Source organism: Enterococcus sp. DIV0436a (genome assembly GCF_051711605.1).
GTDB classification, from domain to species: domain Bacteria; phylum Bacillota; class Bacilli; order Lactobacillales; family Enterococcaceae; genus Enterococcus_B; species Enterococcus_B faecium.
In genome coordinates, this window is record NZ_JBIONA010000001.1 from 1,980,441 (window position 1) to 1,995,362 (window position 14,922).

At 34.9% G+C, this 14,922-nt stretch carries 15 protein-coding genes; 3 read left to right on the top strand and 12 right to left on the bottom strand.

Features of this window, described 5'->3' with window-relative positions:
- Positions 1-108: 108 nt before the first annotated feature.
- Together IGL15_RS09695 and IGL15_RS09700 are read left to right on the top strand one after the other, a co-directional pair.
- Complete coding sequence (locus IGL15_RS09695; RefSeq protein WP_002328609.1) at positions 109-912, top strand: DUF1189 domain-containing protein; 804 nt, start codon at positions 109-111, stop codon at positions 910-912.
- 178 nt (positions 913-1,090) lie between these two features.
- Positions 1,091-2,038, top strand: coding sequence for a phosphoglycerate dehydrogenase (locus IGL15_RS09700; protein ID WP_002328610.1), 948 nt, complete (start codon positions 1,091-1,093; stop codon positions 2,036-2,038).
- A 68-nt stretch (positions 2,039-2,106) separates the two neighbouring features.
- On the opposite strand, the gene IGL15_RS09705 is transcribed toward IGL15_RS09700, so the two are convergent.
- The 7 genes from IGL15_RS09705 to mltG all read right to left on the bottom strand — a co-directional run bounded on the left by IGL15_RS09705 (position 2,107) and on the right by mltG (position 7,625).
- Positions 2,107-2,400 (bottom strand): HesB/YadR/YfhF family protein, encoded by a 294-nt coding sequence (locus IGL15_RS09705; RefSeq protein WP_002318627.1) that lies wholly within the window; start codon positions 2,398-2,400, stop codon positions 2,107-2,109.
- A gap of 27 nt (positions 2,401-2,427) precedes the next feature.
- Positions 2,428-3,093, bottom strand: coding sequence for a potassium channel family protein (locus IGL15_RS09710; protein WP_002289151.1), 666 nt, complete (start codon positions 3,091-3,093; stop codon positions 2,428-2,430).
- Positions 3,094-3,232: 139 nt separating this feature from the next.
- Entirely contained in the window at positions 3,233-3,865 is a 633-nt protein-coding gene (locus tag IGL15_RS09715; protein WP_002295404.1) for a response regulator transcription factor, read from the bottom strand.
- 6 nt (positions 3,866-3,871) lie between these two features.
- Positions 3,872-4,939 carry a two-component system sensor histidine kinase LiaS gene (gene liaS, locus IGL15_RS09720; protein ID WP_002318624.1) on the bottom strand — a complete coding sequence of 356 codons (1,068 nt, stop codon included), beginning with the start codon at positions 4,937-4,939 and terminating at the stop codon, positions 3,872-3,874.
- On the bottom strand, positions 4,936-5,667 hold the full coding sequence (gene liaF, locus IGL15_RS09725; protein WP_002295408.1) for a cell wall-active antibiotics response protein LiaF: 732 nt from the start codon (positions 5,665-5,667) through the stop codon (positions 4,936-4,938). Before liaF ends, liaS begins: the two co-directional genes overlap by 4 nt.
- A gap of 167 nt (positions 5,668-5,834) precedes the next feature.
- On the bottom strand, positions 5,835-6,314 hold the full coding sequence (gene greA / locus IGL15_RS09730) for a transcription elongation factor GreA (RefSeq protein ID WP_002295409.1): 480 nt from the start codon (positions 6,312-6,314) through the stop codon (positions 5,835-5,837).
- A gap of 135 nt (positions 6,315-6,449) precedes the next feature.
- Positions 6,450-7,625, bottom strand: a complete 1,176-nt coding sequence (gene mltG / locus IGL15_RS09735; protein WP_002295410.1) for an endolytic transglycosylase MltG — start codon at positions 7,623-7,625, stop codon at positions 6,450-6,452.
- Positions 7,626-7,789: 164 nt separating this feature from the next.
- On the opposite strand from mltG, the gene IGL15_RS09740 reads away from it, so the two are divergent.
- Entirely contained in the window at positions 7,790-8,950 is a 1,161-nt protein-coding gene (locus tag IGL15_RS09740) for a serine hydrolase domain-containing protein (RefSeq protein ID WP_104765420.1), read from the top strand.
- Between the two features lie 39 nt (positions 8,951-8,989).
- Here IGL15_RS09740 and IGL15_RS09745 read toward each other — a convergent pair whose 3' ends face one another.
- The 5 genes from IGL15_RS09745 to IGL15_RS09765 all read right to left on the bottom strand — a co-directional run bounded on the left by IGL15_RS09745 (position 8,990) and on the right by IGL15_RS09765 (position 14,904).
- On the bottom strand, positions 8,990-9,937 hold the full coding sequence (locus tag IGL15_RS09745) for an NAD-dependent epimerase/dehydratase family protein (protein WP_002295412.1): 948 nt from the start codon (positions 9,935-9,937) through the stop codon (positions 8,990-8,992).
- Positions 9,938-10,138: 201 nt separating this feature from the next.
- Positions 10,139-11,563 (bottom strand): lipopolysaccharide biosynthesis protein, encoded by a 1,425-nt coding sequence (locus IGL15_RS09750; protein WP_002328616.1) that lies wholly within the window; start codon positions 11,561-11,563, stop codon positions 10,139-10,141.
- A 10-nt stretch (positions 11,564-11,573) separates the two neighbouring features.
- Positions 11,574-12,545, bottom strand: coding sequence for a glycosyltransferase (locus IGL15_RS09755; protein WP_002295415.1), 972 nt, complete (start codon positions 12,543-12,545; stop codon positions 11,574-11,576).
- Positions 12,546-12,610: 65 nt separating this feature from the next.
- Entirely contained in the window at positions 12,611-13,435 is an 825-nt protein-coding gene (locus IGL15_RS09760; protein ID WP_002295416.1) for a LicD family protein, read from the bottom strand.
- Between the two features lie 35 nt (positions 13,436-13,470).
- Positions 13,471-14,904: an O-antigen ligase family protein gene (locus tag IGL15_RS09765; protein ID WP_002330257.1), complete on the bottom strand. Its 1,434-nt coding sequence runs from the start codon at positions 14,902-14,904 to the stop codon at positions 13,471-13,473.
- Between the last annotated feature and the right edge of the window lie 18 nt (positions 14,905-14,922).

Consider the following 14,922-nt stretch of genomic DNA (forward strand, 5'->3'; position numbering starts at 1 on the left):
TTTTTTTGATATTTCACCAATCATTCAGCTGTTTCCCTAAAGCACTTGTATTTCACTTGATACTTCGCTAGAATTGCAAGTGATGACACTACTAGATGAGGAGTACTTATGACAACAAAACAATTAATTATCAGTTCCTTTATACGATTCAAAGACCTAAAGGAGGCGAGAAATGTCCCATTTTGGAAAGCCATTGTCTATCTTTTAGTTTTGAGTATAATTATGGCTTTGCCAATCTCTTTTCAAGTTTTTCAAGTCTTAAACAACATTCAATTGGATGGGCAAAAGATTGCTACTCGCATTCCTGATTTTACAATCCAAAACGGGCAGCTTCAATCCGAAGAAAAAGAAGGATTCATTTACCAAACAAACTCCATTATCTTCACATTTGATCCAGAGGGAAAACGAACAGAACAGGACATCTCTACTGATTTGATGGGGAATTTTGTTAGTGTCGGGATGTTAAAAAACAAACTTATCATAGCTCTTCCTAATACAGGCACGACTTCTGCTTTGTTGAACAATAACCAATTAGAACTTCCCTACACCAATGAATCTTTAAAAAACTTAACAGGTAAGCAGCTCCGTTCTTTTTTAAGTGAAGCATCTATACCACTTTGGATAAAAGTCCTGACATTTATATTTTCTATTTATCCTAGTTTTCTGAATCTGCTGATCACTTTGCTATTTACCAACATTGCTGCTTTTCTCTATGCACGCTTTCGACTAACAAAAGCTACTTTTCTTGATTGTTTAAAAACATTGATCTATTCAATTTCATTGCCTACTATAATTGCAACAATCTTGATGGTCTTTCTTCCTTCTTTTGACACTAGCGCCTTCATTGCTTTTGCAGGAATCTTTATTTTTGCTCAAGCTGTCAAAGGATGGGCAAAAATATCGATCAATTAAGAAATAAAGACAACTCGTTATTTCTACTTCAATAGACCCTTTTAGAGGTTGTGACATTTTTTTTGTCACAGCCCCTTTTTTATTTGAAAAGTATTTCTTTCTCAAAAAACAAGCAAGGCGCTTCAAAGTTCTTCTTGTATGCGCTACACTTAGAGTAAAGAAAGGCGGGAAATTAACTATGTCAGAAAGAATCATTTATGCAGATCGTCCATTTCGTGATGAATTTATCGAAGAAATCCATACTATAGCGCCTGGTTATATCTTTAAAACAGAATTACAACCAGAGGATCTACAAAATGTAGAGATCAGTTTGGGCTGGAACTCAGACTACCAAGAAAAACTATTAGCCTCTTCTACCTTGAAATGGGTCCAATCTATCTCAGCTGGTGTTGATCAGCTACCCCTTGAGACTTTTTCAAAGAAACATATTTTACTTTCAAATGGTAGTGGCATCCACAGTGAATCGATTACGGAGCATGTCTTAGGAATCATCCTTGGGTATTCTCGTGGTCTTTTTCAAGCACAAAAGGCACAGAGTGACATGAAATGGTTAGGTTCATCGGTCCATTACCAATCTATCCAAGGAAAAAAAATACTAATCATTGGAACTGGACATATTGGAAAAATGATTGCAAAAAAATGCAAAGCATTAGACATGAACTGCTATGGAATCAATACATCCGGTCATCCAGCAGAAGGAATGGAAAAGACTTTTTCTTTAAATCAATTAAAGGAAGTTCTTCCTGAAGTAGATTTCGTAGTCAATATCTTACCTCTAACGGAGGAAACAACTGGGCTCTTTGATCAGCATATGTTTAAACACTTTGATCCAAAATCTGTATTCATCAATGTTGGCCGTGGTGCTTCTGTTAAGACACAAGATCTGGTGCAGGCTTTAAATAACCAGCAACTTTCCTTTGCAGCATTAGACGTTTTTGAGGAAGAGCCTCTTCCACAAGATCATCCTCTTTGGAAAATGGACAATGTACTGATTACTTCCCACATTGCAGGTTTGACACCTGATTTTCAAAAGAAATTAATGGCTATTTTTTTAACCAATCTGAAAAGCTACTTTGCCACCCATGAGCTTCAAACCAATCAAGTAAAATTGTCTGCAGGATATTAATAGCTGAAAACAATATTTTCAAAAGAAAAAAGAGAAGGTGACAAAAATTGTGTCACCCTCTCTTTTTTTTATTGTTTTTTAAAGTGATAGGTTGGCTCCTCCAGGTTGGGATCATAATCAACAAGTAAATCATATCCTTTAAAGAACCATTCATCTGCTTCCTCGATAAAAAAAAGTGTCCCATCCATTTCCACTTTCTTTACAGGATGTTCTGGCTGTTCAACTGACATTCCAATCGAAAAACCATCATGAACCTCTGTTTTGCCGTAGACTTTTCCAAAAAAACGTATTCCGTAAGTTTCTGGCAGATCAATTTCTGAGTCAAACCACTTTTGTGCTTTTGGCGTTACCGTTAATTCCATCCCAACAACCTACTTTCTCTTTTCTTTCTATTGATTCATCTTATCGTCTAGAATATCCACATCGCCTGTCTCTCCAATCACCAGTAGATTATCATTTTCACGAACATATTCATCTGCTGCAGGAGAAGCGATAACCGTTTGATCTACTCTTCGTATGGCGACTACTGTTAAGTCAAAACGTTGTCTGAAATTTAATTCAGCTAATGTTTTGTTGAAAAATTTAGGATTGGAGACTCGGATTTCTGCTAAAGAATATTTATCTGACAGCTCTAAGTAGTCTAGAATATTCTTTGATACTAAGTTATGTGCAATCCGTATCCCCATGTCTCGCTCAGGGTGTACGACACGATCTGCTCCGATCTTCTCTAGTACACGGGCATGGTACTCATTTTGGGCTTTTGCTAAAATATTCGGTACGCCCATTTCCTTTACCATCAGAGTAACTAAGATACTGGCTTGGATATCTTCTCCAATAGCGACAATTACATGATCGAAATTTCTTATACCTAATGAACGAAGTGTCATCTCATCCTGTGCATTTGCCACAACAGCATGAGTGGCTATATTCATATATTCATTGACTCGATCTTCATTACTGTCAATAGCCAGTACTTCTTGTCCAGCTTCGATCAGTGTACGGCAGATGCTTCCGCCAAATCGTCCAAGGCCTACAATTGCAAAATTTTGTTTCACCATTTTCCTCCTTTAGTATCTTCTTTTCTCAGTATAACAAAGCCTTTCCAAAAACAAAAGCAAGCATCATTATTGTAAAAAAGCCAAGAAAAATAATAGTTATTTTCTCAGCTTTTGATTATCCTCTTTATCATCGTTTTTATTTCACCAAACCATGTTTAAATGCATAGATAGCTGCTTGAGTTCGGTCTTCTACCTCTAACTTAGCTAATATATTCGACACATGCGTTTTAACTGTTTTCAGTGTGATAAACAATTCATCCGCGATTTCCTGATTACTTTTCCCTTCAGAAATCAGCATCAAAATTTCATTTTCTCGATTCGTTAATTCTTCATGCAATACTGGATCATTTCGCCGACTCATTTTTTCCATCATTTTTGTTGTCACTTCAGGTTCCAATACTCGCTCGCCGCGTTGCGTAGCCCTTATAGCATCAGCTATTTCATGTGCGGTAGACGTCTTCAACAAATATCCTGCTGCTCCTGCTTCAATTGCAGGATAAACTTTTTCATCATCAATAAAACTTGTGACGATAATGATTTTGGCTTTTGGCCAATCTTTTAAGATTGCTTTTGTTGATTCGATGCCATCCATTTCTTCCATGACTAGATCCATTAAAATGACATCTGGTCGAAGTGCCATCGCCTTTTCATAGCCTTGACGTCCATTTTCAGCTTCTCCAATCACTTCAATGTCTTCTTGGATAGATAAATAAGAAGAGACGCCTAAGCGTACCATTTCATGGTCATCTACTAATAAAACTTTTATCATCTTTATCTATGCCTCCTTCATCAAAGGGACCTTGATCTCCACGCTCGTACCTTGCCCTTTAAAACTAATGATTTTTACTGTTCCACCAATACCAGCTACTCGTTCTTTGATATTGTTCAATCCATAACTTCCCGTTTTGGTTTCATTCATATTAAATCCTGTCCCGTCGTCAATGATACGTAATAAAAGATTGTTATCTATTTTATGCAAATAGACTTCTAATTCATTAGCCTTAGCATGTCTTAATGTGTTTGATAACAATTCTTGAACGATTCGGAACAAGTGATCCTCAATGGAACTAGTTAATTTTACATCTTCTACATCCCATTTTAGCGAAATCTGGATTTTATTCTGCAATTCCTTCAATAACTGCTCAATGCCTTGTTTTAAACTTTTTTCTTCTAAATTGACTGGACGCAGATGAAGAAGCAGCGCACGCATCTCAGACTGGGAAGCGTTGATGATCTCTGCCACCATTTTCAACTGCTTACGGAACATTTCTGGTGTCTCACTTTTTTCTGCTTGCTCCGTCAATGCCGACATCATCATCATCGCTGCAAATAATTGCTGTGAAACTGAATCATGAAGCTCACGAGCTAATCGATGCCTTTCTAATTCTAAAATCTCTTCTTTGGTTTGTCCATCTACATATTGAGGACGGCTAGTCATAATCTGTAATTCACTGGATACTTCGATCATTTTTTCTTTTATTTTAGTAATTTCCATATCAATATCTTTGATGTACAGATCATCCGACGCGCTTGGGATCGGCTGATGCAAAAGTTTGGATTCATAATTGCCAGAAGAAAGTGCACGAAGCTTTTCTTCGATTTTCCCGTATTTTGCCTTTTGAATAAGTGATAACAATAGAAATACGATCAATCCTACACCTAATGAAATTGCCATCAAATGGAAGATAAGCGGAACGTATAATAAACGCGCACGCAGCAATTCTCCCCACCAATGACTTTGGTTACTGGCATAAAAATAAGTGAAAAGTGAAAATAGAATAATAAGGAAAGCCGCAATCCCCGAATAAACAGCTAGCATTGCTTTGGATATTCTTCCCATCATATTCGTATCACCTCGACATCTCCAACCAAGGTATTGGTAATGATCTTCAATCTGCGAGGATTTTCATCATAATCACTGCTGCAGATTTTGATCTGTTCGTTTTTTAAGGAAAACTGCTCTTCTTCAAACAAGACATTTCCTACTAATGTCGCATGCTCTAAACGAATAGCCACTCCCAGGGGTACTAAGATCCGTGTTCTGCCTATCCCTTTTCTTACAATCACAATATTATCATCTTTTGGCAAAAGTGTATTGCCCAAATCGATGATAGTATCACCAGAAATGATGGCAATGTTGATATCATCCCATTCATAGACGTCGTTTCCAATACGTTGGTTACCAAATAATTGCTGTCTTTTACGCTCATTATTATGTGTTTTTAATTGCTCTGTTTGGACCATCATGATCTGTTTTTTTCGCCAAAAAGCATTTTTTGTCAAATCTATTCCTGAAATCTCTACACCTTTCAGCCCGATAAATAAAACGGCCAATACAACCATCATCCATAAAGCAGGACTGTTGACTAAGCTAAAAAAAATGACCAAGCTCCCTAAGATCAATTGAAAATTTTGAAATTTAGTACGAGGATATTTGCGCATAGCTAGATATATATTGAAAATACCGAATATTACTAAAAGCAAAAGTCCAGTATTGTTTACGATTTGCCAAACAGCAAATAACAGCAGCAGTGCTTCGACTACCACAAAAAAACGCCAAGAACTATTCATCGCTTTTTCTCCCTCCTGACACATTCTCATTTCATCATACCTATTTTTTTGACTGTTGGCTATAGGACTTTAGATGTAAGATCGTTCAGTGAAACCTGCAATACTCAAAGAGAAAAGATCTAGAGTGCGTCATCAGTAAGATGAACTCTCTAGATCTTTCAGTCAGACTACGCTTGTTCTACTTTGACGATTTTAACTAACATATCGCCACCTGGTGTAGCAATGGTTACTTCATCATTTTTACGTTTGCCAATCAATGCTTGCGCGATAGGAGAATCATTGGAAATCTTTCCAGAAAACGGGTCTGCTTCAGCACTTCCGACAATCGTGTACTCTTCTTCATCTCCATCAGGCAACTCGATGAACGTAACTGTTTTACCGATCGATACCTCATCTGCATCTACGCCGTCATTATCGATGATTTGTGCAAAACGGATCATATTTTCAATTGTTGTGATTCTTCCTTCAACAAATGCTTGTTCATCTTTAGCTGATTCGTATTCGGAGTTTTCGGAAAGATCTCCGAAACCGCGAGCGATTTTGATTCGTTCAATGATTTCTCCGCGTTTAACTGTTTTTAGTTCTTCTAATTCTTTTTCTAATTTTTCTTTACCTTCTAGAGTCATTGGATAAACTTTCTCTACCATGTGTAACGTCTCCTTTTTTCGATAAAATACCGCAAAAGGTAATCTTTTGAGGAATATAGTCCAAAAAAGATTACCACGCTTTTCTTAAAATGTAAATGTTTTTCTAAAAATGATCAATGACTAGCCCCTGTTTTTCTAAGAATTATTTACATATTTTTGCACTAGTTCCATATGTTCTTCATACGTTTTAGCGAAATAAACATTTCCAGTGCTCGTATCTGCTACGAAATAATAATAGTCATTTTCTGCTGGTTCTAATACTGCCTTGATTGCCTCTTCGCTTGGATTGTCAAAAGGACCAGGCCCATAGCCGGTATTGGTATACAAATTGTATGGTGAATCTACAGCTGTATCTTCATACGTCACCAATTCTTTATGTTCTCCTAATGCATATAAAACAGAGATATCTGACTGAAGTGGCATATTTGCCTTGATTCGGTTAAAGAAGACTTGTGCAATATTTTTACGATCATTTTCTTTTACGCCTTCTTTTTCAACTAGAGAGGCCAAAGTTAAAACTTCTTGTACAGTCAAATTTTTCTGTTTGATAGCTGAATAATAGTTTTGCATGACCGTATTTGTCTTGTTCACCATCTCAATCACAAGATCCTTAAGCGAAGTACTCGTGTAGTAATCATAAGTAGCTGGGAATAAGTAGCCTTCCAAACGGTATTTTGTGTTCTCAGCTTTAGAGGCACTTTCCAACAATTCTGGGAATTTTTGATACAACTCGTTAAAGAAAGTCTCATCATTTACTAAATCTAAAAATTCTTTCTTGTCTTTACCAGTTACCTTCGCTACCCGCTCAGCAATCTGATCGATGTCGTAGCCTTCTGGAATGGCAATTTTCCCATCTGCAACTTTTGTTGGCTCAGATGTGCCGCCTTCTTGCAACTGCTTGCCAATCTCATCAAGAGTCATATTAGGCGCTAACTGATAATAACCAGCTTGAAAGCCAGTTAAGTTTTTAAATTTTGTATAATAATTGAAAACAATCCCACTTTTAATAATATTGTCTTTCTCCAAAATTTCGCCAATCTGCTTATTAGAAGAGCCGCTTGGGATTTCCACTTGGACTAATTGGTCGTCCGATTTATCTAAAGGCTTCAACCCGCTATCTACATAACGATATACGGTAAACCCGAGAAATCCGCCAATAATCAATAATGTAAGAGCGATCACTAAAATGATCTTCCTCACGATCTTATCTTCTTTTTTACGCAGATTTCTCCGCTTGTCGATTATATCTGCTGTAGCTGCCTTACTGGCTTCTTTTTTGTCTTTGCTTGGGTGTTGTTTGTTTCCTGACAAAACAACTCCTCCTTACTATCATCTTCGTAACTCTGTTTATTATACATGAAATTTCTACTGCCGTGAATTATTTTACCAAATATTATGTCAAAATTGTAAGTGGCAAATGCTCTTTTTGAGGATTACAATGAAAAATAGTTAAAAATGGATAGAAAGGAATTAACATGGCAAAAGGAAAACATCAAAAAAAACAGCAGATCTCTCTTTCTTTTCTCGCAGTTTTGTTGCTGGCTGTCAGCTTCTTTTCAACAGGCATCATTACAGGATGGCAATTAACAAAACAACCTCAACCACAAATTTATAAAACGGAACCCGCACAACTTGCTTCCAATTTAACATCTAATGAGCAGATGCTTGCCAGCAAAATTGATCAATTACTGCAAAAATCAGATTATATCGGTTCGATTTATGTACGCAAAAATAATCGAGTGATATTAGAAAAAGGATATGGGTACGCAAATCTACGCATAAAAGAATCGAATTCTCCTTCTCTTTACTATCAAATCGGTTCGATCCAAAAAGCGATGACTGCTTTACTTATCCTAAAACAAATTCAATCTGGCAAGATAACTTTTGACACAAAGCTATCTGAATTTTATCCTCAGATTCCTGGAAGTCAGCAAATCTCAATCAAAAATATGCTTTACATGCGCTCTGGTCTTCATCGAACCGCTTCTCCAAAAAAACCTATGTCAGATAGTGAGATCATTCAGTTTGCCCTTCATCATTTGAAATTTACTGATTATGATACGTATCATTATGAACCATTAAATTATACATTGCTTACAGGGGTATTGATCAAACTAACGAATCAGCCTTATGAAACTCTTTTAAAAAAAGAAATCATTCGGCCACTCCATCTAGAACATACAGATTTTTATGAAAATGTAAAAAATTCCCCTCAGCATGCTGTATCTTACCAAATGTCTGCAACTGACGATTATTCAAAAGCATTGGTCGAGCCTGAAACAGACATCCGAAATGAATTAGGCACAGGAAATATAAGTATGTCTGTTTATGACTTGAACAAATTCTTTACCAGTGTTCTGTCTGGCGATATTATACCAAAAGAACTACTTTTCTCATTGTGGCAAAATAATGGTGATAAACATCCTTACAGCGGCGGTGTTTACAGTGGAAATGATTATATCCTTGCTCAGGGAAATATCAATCGATTCCATGCAGTAGCGGCGATGAAAAAAGACACAAAAGATGCAATCGTCATGGAAAGTAATATCCAATCTGATAAAAACATCAAATTGCCGGCCACTGATTTAAGAAATCAGATTTACGAACTGATGGACGGTGTTAATTTAAAAAGCTAAGTCGAAACAAAAAAACCAGCAGGATGCTGGTTTTTTGTTTTAATCGATTTCTGTCTTTAAATAACGTTCCATTCCGTTCAATATATCAAATTTGGGTTGATAACCTAAAGAACGGATCTTTGAAATATCCGCTAAAGAATCACGAATATCCCCTGAACGCTCCGCTTCATATTTAAGCGCTAGCTCTGTTCCTAAGATTTGATCAATTGAATGAATCAATTCAAGTAGCGTAGTGCTTTTTCCTGTACCGACATTGAATTGCTGTCCTAAAGCTTTTTCTTCCTTAGCAACAAGTAAAAGTGCTTGTATAACATCTTCTATATAAACGAAGTCTCTAGATTGGCTACCATCACCAAATAAAGTAAATTCTGTTTTTTCTCCTGCCAATTGTTTTTTGTATCGGTCCACTAGAATCGAAATAACTCCGCTATATGGAGAGTTAGGATTTTGATTTGGACCATAAACGTTAAAAAATCGGACAGCACTAGTCGGAACATCATATAAATGACAGTAATCCAAAACATATTGTTCTGCTGCAAACTTATCGATGGCATATGGTGTTAAAGGACGGATGACCGATTCTTCTTTTTTTGGCAACGTTGGTTCATCGCCATAAACTGCAGCTGATGAACTAAATACCAATCGTTTTAAACCAGATTGATATTTTCGTACCAATTCAAGCAATAAAAGCGCACTGTCAAAATTTACACGATGAGTTTCTAGAGGACGTTCTACAGAATCTGCCACACTAGCTACAGCAGCTAAATGAAAAATATAGGCAAACTGATACTGTTTCATGATTCTTTCCATCAATTGAGGATCTGATACATCCCCCTCAATGAAAGTCACTTGTTTCTCCATATCCAAGTTTTCTTTTTTTCCCATTGATAAATCGTCGACTACTACGATTTTGTTTTCTTTTCCCAAATAATTCGCTAGCGTTGAACCGATAAAACCAGCTCCGCCAGTAATCAATATAGTATCCATCAAATTCACTCCAATTATGCATTCTCATACTTAATACAGTTAGTTTACCATTTTTAACCAGGAAAAACTATATAAAGAATATACTGCCAGTATGTGCTGATTGCCGAATTTAACAAATTAATCGCTTCAAAAAATAAAAACAGCAGAGTAAATCCTAATCGGACTTACTCTGTATTATTTTATATTTCAATATAGCTTAGCTTAACGATCTTTTAGTAGAGAGCGGAATTCACCAAAGCTAGCAAGGAAGCTGCGATGTACATATAGCAAATAAATCACATAAATCAAGCTATAGATACCTAGACTAATAAAGTTACCGCCAAACCAGATGTTACTAAAGATAAAAGCAATCGTTAGAATCGTTTCTACCAATTGTCTGTATCCAACAGGTAATTTCATTCCACGACAAAGAAAATATTCTGCTAAATTACATCGAAACGCTAGACTCAACAATATCAAGCCTACTGCTAAATTCAAGTTACCTATCACAAATATAATGACTAATGAAGCCACTAATGAAAAGGATAGCGTCATCACATTGACCATCAATATCGTTTTTTCTTTACGCAAGCTCTTTAAATACGTATTGATAAGTAAAGACATTCTTCCTTCATAAATGACGATTGGAAACAAGATTCCCATAAAATTCAGACTTTCCGTATATTCGGGTAGCCACATGGTCAAAACAATTTTTGCTGGGACGTAAAAAATCAATAAACCATAGGTTAAAGGAACAAATAAGTCCCGTAAGATACGGAAGAGTTCAGGGAGTCTTTGCTGATTTGTCCTTCTTAATAATGGAAACATAACAATTCCTACTGCATTGACAAATGTTAGGAACATATTTGAAATACTCAATGTAAAGGATAGTTTACCAAAAGTTTCAATTGACCATCGTTGTTGTACGAAGAATCGAATAGTTCCAAGAATGAGCATGCTAGCAATACTACTCAACATTAACTTACTACCAATATTGATATTATCAAAAATTTCAGGGACAAGTTCTTTTAGACTAATCATATTGACTTGCAACATATCTTTGATTCGAGACATTCCCCAAAGTGTCACGATCAATTTAGAAGCGATATCCATAATGATCAGCCAATAAAAATCTCTGCCGCCTAAAGCAAAGTAAATAGCAATAAACAAGACATAAAGATAGCGATCATTCCTAGAAAGCTGTGCATATTCTTTTATTCGATTCGTCGACTGGAAAATATACAGAATAAAAGTTTTAACGATCGTAATCACTGAAACAACAGCTGTCAATATTAAAATAAGTGATTGGGAACTGTTTGGCATAAAGAAATAAGCCCAAACAACTATAGCTATTGAAACAAAGAACTCAAAAATCGTTAGATACCAAAACTGTGATCCGAGCGAGCGTTTATCAAGTTTATTATATTCTTCCCCTCCTATTTTTAAATAGATTCCATCAATCCATCCAAAATGCAAAAAGCCTACGTATGAAGAATAGAACACATACAACTGCCAATAACTATACTCTGTTACTCCCAATAGTTTTGGTACAAATAAATTAAGCAAGATTGAGATACCTAATGTAGCAAAATTTGCGGCTACTGTATAATAAAGATTTTTTATAACTGATTTTGCTTTAGTATTCATATTGATATCCTCACTTTTTATACTTATGTTTTAGAAGATGATAGATATCAGTTCCAAAATAAAATTTATGTTTGTATTTCCAGAACGAGAAAATAACTGTTCGTATTTTTTCTTTTTCTAACATGTAAATACGCATTTCTAACTCTTTAATCAAATTATCCAGTAATTTTTTCTTTTTGTCATAATCTACTATAGTCACATTATTTATCAAGTAATTTCTGGCAGCTTCAACACGTTGCAATCTTCTTTGCAAAGTCATGAGCCTTTTGTAGTATAATTGCTCTTTATTTGACTGATCTATTTCTTTTTTAAAAGAACTTTGTCCATGTTTTCTCCATTCTATCAACGGTTTTCTCAATAAATATAAACCATTTGTTAGAACCGCGCTCCCCCACATCGACATATCATGAACCGGGTTTTCCATGTTAGACGCATAGAGATTAACTTGTGGGATAAATTCTTTCCTAACTGCATAGACGCACCCTGGTCTTCGGAGAAACAAATTATTCTCATTAAAAATGACTCGCTCTTCTATTTGTTGCTCATTTTTTTCTGTATCAACTTTTTTCAGTTCTTCACATAAACCGCCAAGTTCTACTAATTCATGATAATCCGTAACTAATACTTGAATTTTCTTATTTCTGAAGAGGCTACTCATCTCTTCAATTTTTGTTTCGTGCCAAATATCATCTTGATCACACGTAAATATGATATCCTGGCTAGCTAAATTTAATAAATGAAAGAAATTTTTTCTCCATCCTAGATTTTTTTCGTTAATTTTTAAATGCCAAGTTGATGACAAATTGTTTTTCTCAATAAAACTACTGATAATATCAACTGTATTATCAGTAGAACAATCATCACAAATCAGTACTTCATTGATTTTTTTTGTCTGGCTTAGTAGTGAATCTAATTGTTCCAAGATATTCTTTTCACCATTGTATGTAGCCATTACAACAGACGTACTTAGTTGCTCATACATAAAATTTCACTCTCTCTAATTTTTAAAAATCTGTGGTTTGTATTTAGATAATCAAATCAGTTGGATCACTTTTCATAAAAATCATAAGGATGGTGTGTTACTCGCTCTTTTTCAGGAGGCATTTCCATGTAGTTTCCATAACGCAACTTCAAGAATTTTTTTCTATCTTTGATAGCCATGACTTTATGACCTTCAAATTCTACATCTTCAAATTCATGAAACCATTCTGTTGGAAAAACACCCCAGTTAATATGAATCCATTCCATATAACCACATGTTTTAGTTTCCCCAAAAGGAATACTTTTGGCCATCTCTTGATACTTATCTCTCCAATATCTATCATTTCCTTCTTTTAATAATTTTCGGTGATATGGATACCGCATAATAAGTTTTATTAAAGCTTTTGAAAAATAAAAACTCCGAGCATAGCACCATTTAAATGTGTCCATCAGATTCAAACGATATTGCTCTGTAATTTCTCTCAATTTTTCTCTTTCTTTTTCTGTATCTGGTATTCCATCAATAGGAAATATATCTACAAAGACACCTAAGTCAGGGTCTTCCCCACCAAAATATTGTTTTGTTTTTGCAATTGTATTGGGATCTATAAGTTTCGCAAAAGGGTAGCGATAGTGTGTTCTAGTTTCAAAAGCTAATAACGTATAATTTTCATCTGTTTTCAATAAATCAATCAGCTTGTTGTAGTCTGGCCTTGGCATAACTATATCAATATCATCATCCCAAGGAATAAAACCTTTATGTCTTTCTACCCCAATCAAACTGCCGTAAAAAATTGTATATTTCAACTCATTTTTTCGACAAATCTTATCAATATACATCAAAATATTCACTGCTCTTTGCTGTACCTCTATCATCGTTAATTTTTTCATTTTTGTACTCTCCTAAAGCCGCCTATATCAAACAACTATTTCTTATTACGTAATTTCACTTTCATCAAATCAAAAGTGTGCTGAAGTTTTCCTAAATACAACCAAAAGACAAAAGTTGCTGTACGCCGTGTAAGAACAATTTCTGTAATCAGTAGGCTTGATACCAAAATAACCAGTACAACCTGATTATCAATAATGAATTCAATATAATCTTTATTGTTATTAGAAAAAAGGATTCGAAGAGAATTCACCATTTTAGTGATTAAAAATACTACGAAAATAATCGTTCCTGTAATACCAGTGGCTGCTAGCAAATAGAAAAAGGCACTGTGCGGTGTTTGCCCAGTTCTTGCTATATGAGTCTCAGGAATTTTTTCTTTAGCAACATCTACAAATCCTTTTGGCGTAACTCCGAATAATGGGTTTAACCTCATAAGTTCTGTTGCACTTTTCCATAATTTAAATCGACTATTTGAAATATCCGTATTCTCTTCTACATCGGGTCTTTTAGCAGACAATTTATTATTTTCTGTGTTAGCTGGCGTTCTTTTTTCAAAACTATCTAACATCTTAGGACTGCTTACATGGATTTCATTCCCCAAAAAAATGTAACCGGATTGAACAAACGACACTCCACCATAAGCAATAGCTGAACAGACTATTGCTGATAATACAGCTTGAACGAGTTTGGTAGCAACAAATTTACGATTTGTAGGATTCTTATATAAATAAACAAAAAAAACACCAAAGAAGGTTGCAGCCATTAATTGTATAATACCTGATCTAGATCCTGAAAGAGCTACATAACTGAATTGAATCAAAGCTATAAACGAGTATAGTGTTCTTTGAATAATTTTTTTATTTTTAATTATGTTTCTTATAGCAAATAATATACAGATTAAAGAAATAGTGCAGGCATAATTTGGATCAACAAAGATCCCATATAATCGGTTTTCATAAAATCCTATTCTCATTCCGTAATACAATGTTTTTACAGGCATTGAAAAATTGACGTGTGCGAAAAACAAATACAAGGCAATACTCGTAAGAACTGTCCAAACGATAAGCAAAACATATTCAAAAATTTTAAAAATACGCTGGTTATTTGTTCTTCCAACTTCAAATACACAAAAGAAAAAAATACATTGCCAAATAATAAGTTTGATATTTTCTGTAAATGCATAAGAGTGATTGATTAAAGTAGTTATAACCAATATAACTATAAATAAGACTAACCAGTATTCAATTTGTATCTTCTTTTTTTTTAGTATCATAGGAAAAAAATGACAAAAAAATACTATTCCTGAAAATACAATGATTATCAATGTAAAAATTGAATCAATTTTTGTTGGAAGTGTCGAATAGACACTAACCATTCTTGCTATTAAAACCAACTCGAAAAAAATGATGTATGGTAATGATAGTTTATTCCCTATTTTTTCTATTCGTTCTAAAACATTACTAGACATATGAACCTCCGATAATCT

Coding starts and splice junctions, on each gene's coding strand:
- IGL15_RS09695 (WP_002328609.1), top strand. CDS start 109: ATGACAACAAAACAATTAATTATCAGTTCCTTTATACGATTCAAAGAC.
- IGL15_RS09700 (WP_002328610.1), top strand. CDS start 1,091: ATGTCAGAAAGAATCATTTATGCAGATCGTCCATTTCGTGATGAATTT.
- IGL15_RS09705 (WP_002318627.1), bottom strand. CDS start 2,400: ATGGAATTAACGGTAACGCCAAAAGCACAAAAGTGGTTTGACTCAGAA.
- IGL15_RS09715 (WP_002295404.1), bottom strand. CDS start 3,865: ATGATAAAAGTTTTATTAGTAGATGACCATGAAATGGTACGCTTAGGC.
- liaS (WP_002318624.1), bottom strand. CDS start 4,939: ATGATGGGAAGAATATCCAAAGCAATGCTAGCTGTTTATTCGGGGATT.
- liaF (WP_002295408.1), bottom strand. CDS start 5,667: ATGAATAGTTCTTGGCGTTTTTTTGTGGTAGTCGAAGCACTGCTGCTG.
- greA (WP_002295409.1), bottom strand. CDS start 6,314: ATGGTAGAGAAAGTTTATCCAATGACTCTAGAAGGTAAAGAAAAATTA.
- IGL15_RS09740 (WP_104765420.1), top strand. CDS start 7,790: ATGGCAAAAGGAAAACATCAAAAAAAACAGCAGATCTCTCTTTCTTTT.
- IGL15_RS09745 (WP_002295412.1), bottom strand. CDS start 9,937: ATGGATACTATATTGATTACTGGCGGAGCTGGTTTTATCGGTTCAACG.
- IGL15_RS09750 (WP_002328616.1), bottom strand. CDS start 11,563: ATGAATACTAAAGCAAAATCAGTTATAAAAAATCTTTATTATACAGTA.
- IGL15_RS09755 (WP_002295415.1), bottom strand. CDS start 12,545: ATGTATGAGCAACTAAGTACGTCTGTTGTAATGGCTACATACAATGGT.
- IGL15_RS09760 (WP_002295416.1), bottom strand. CDS start 13,435: ATGAAAAAATTAACGATGATAGAGGTACAGCAAAGAGCAGTGAATATT.
- IGL15_RS09765 (WP_002330257.1), bottom strand. CDS start 14,904: ATGTCTAGTAATGTTTTAGAACGAATAGAAAAAATAGGGAATAAACTA.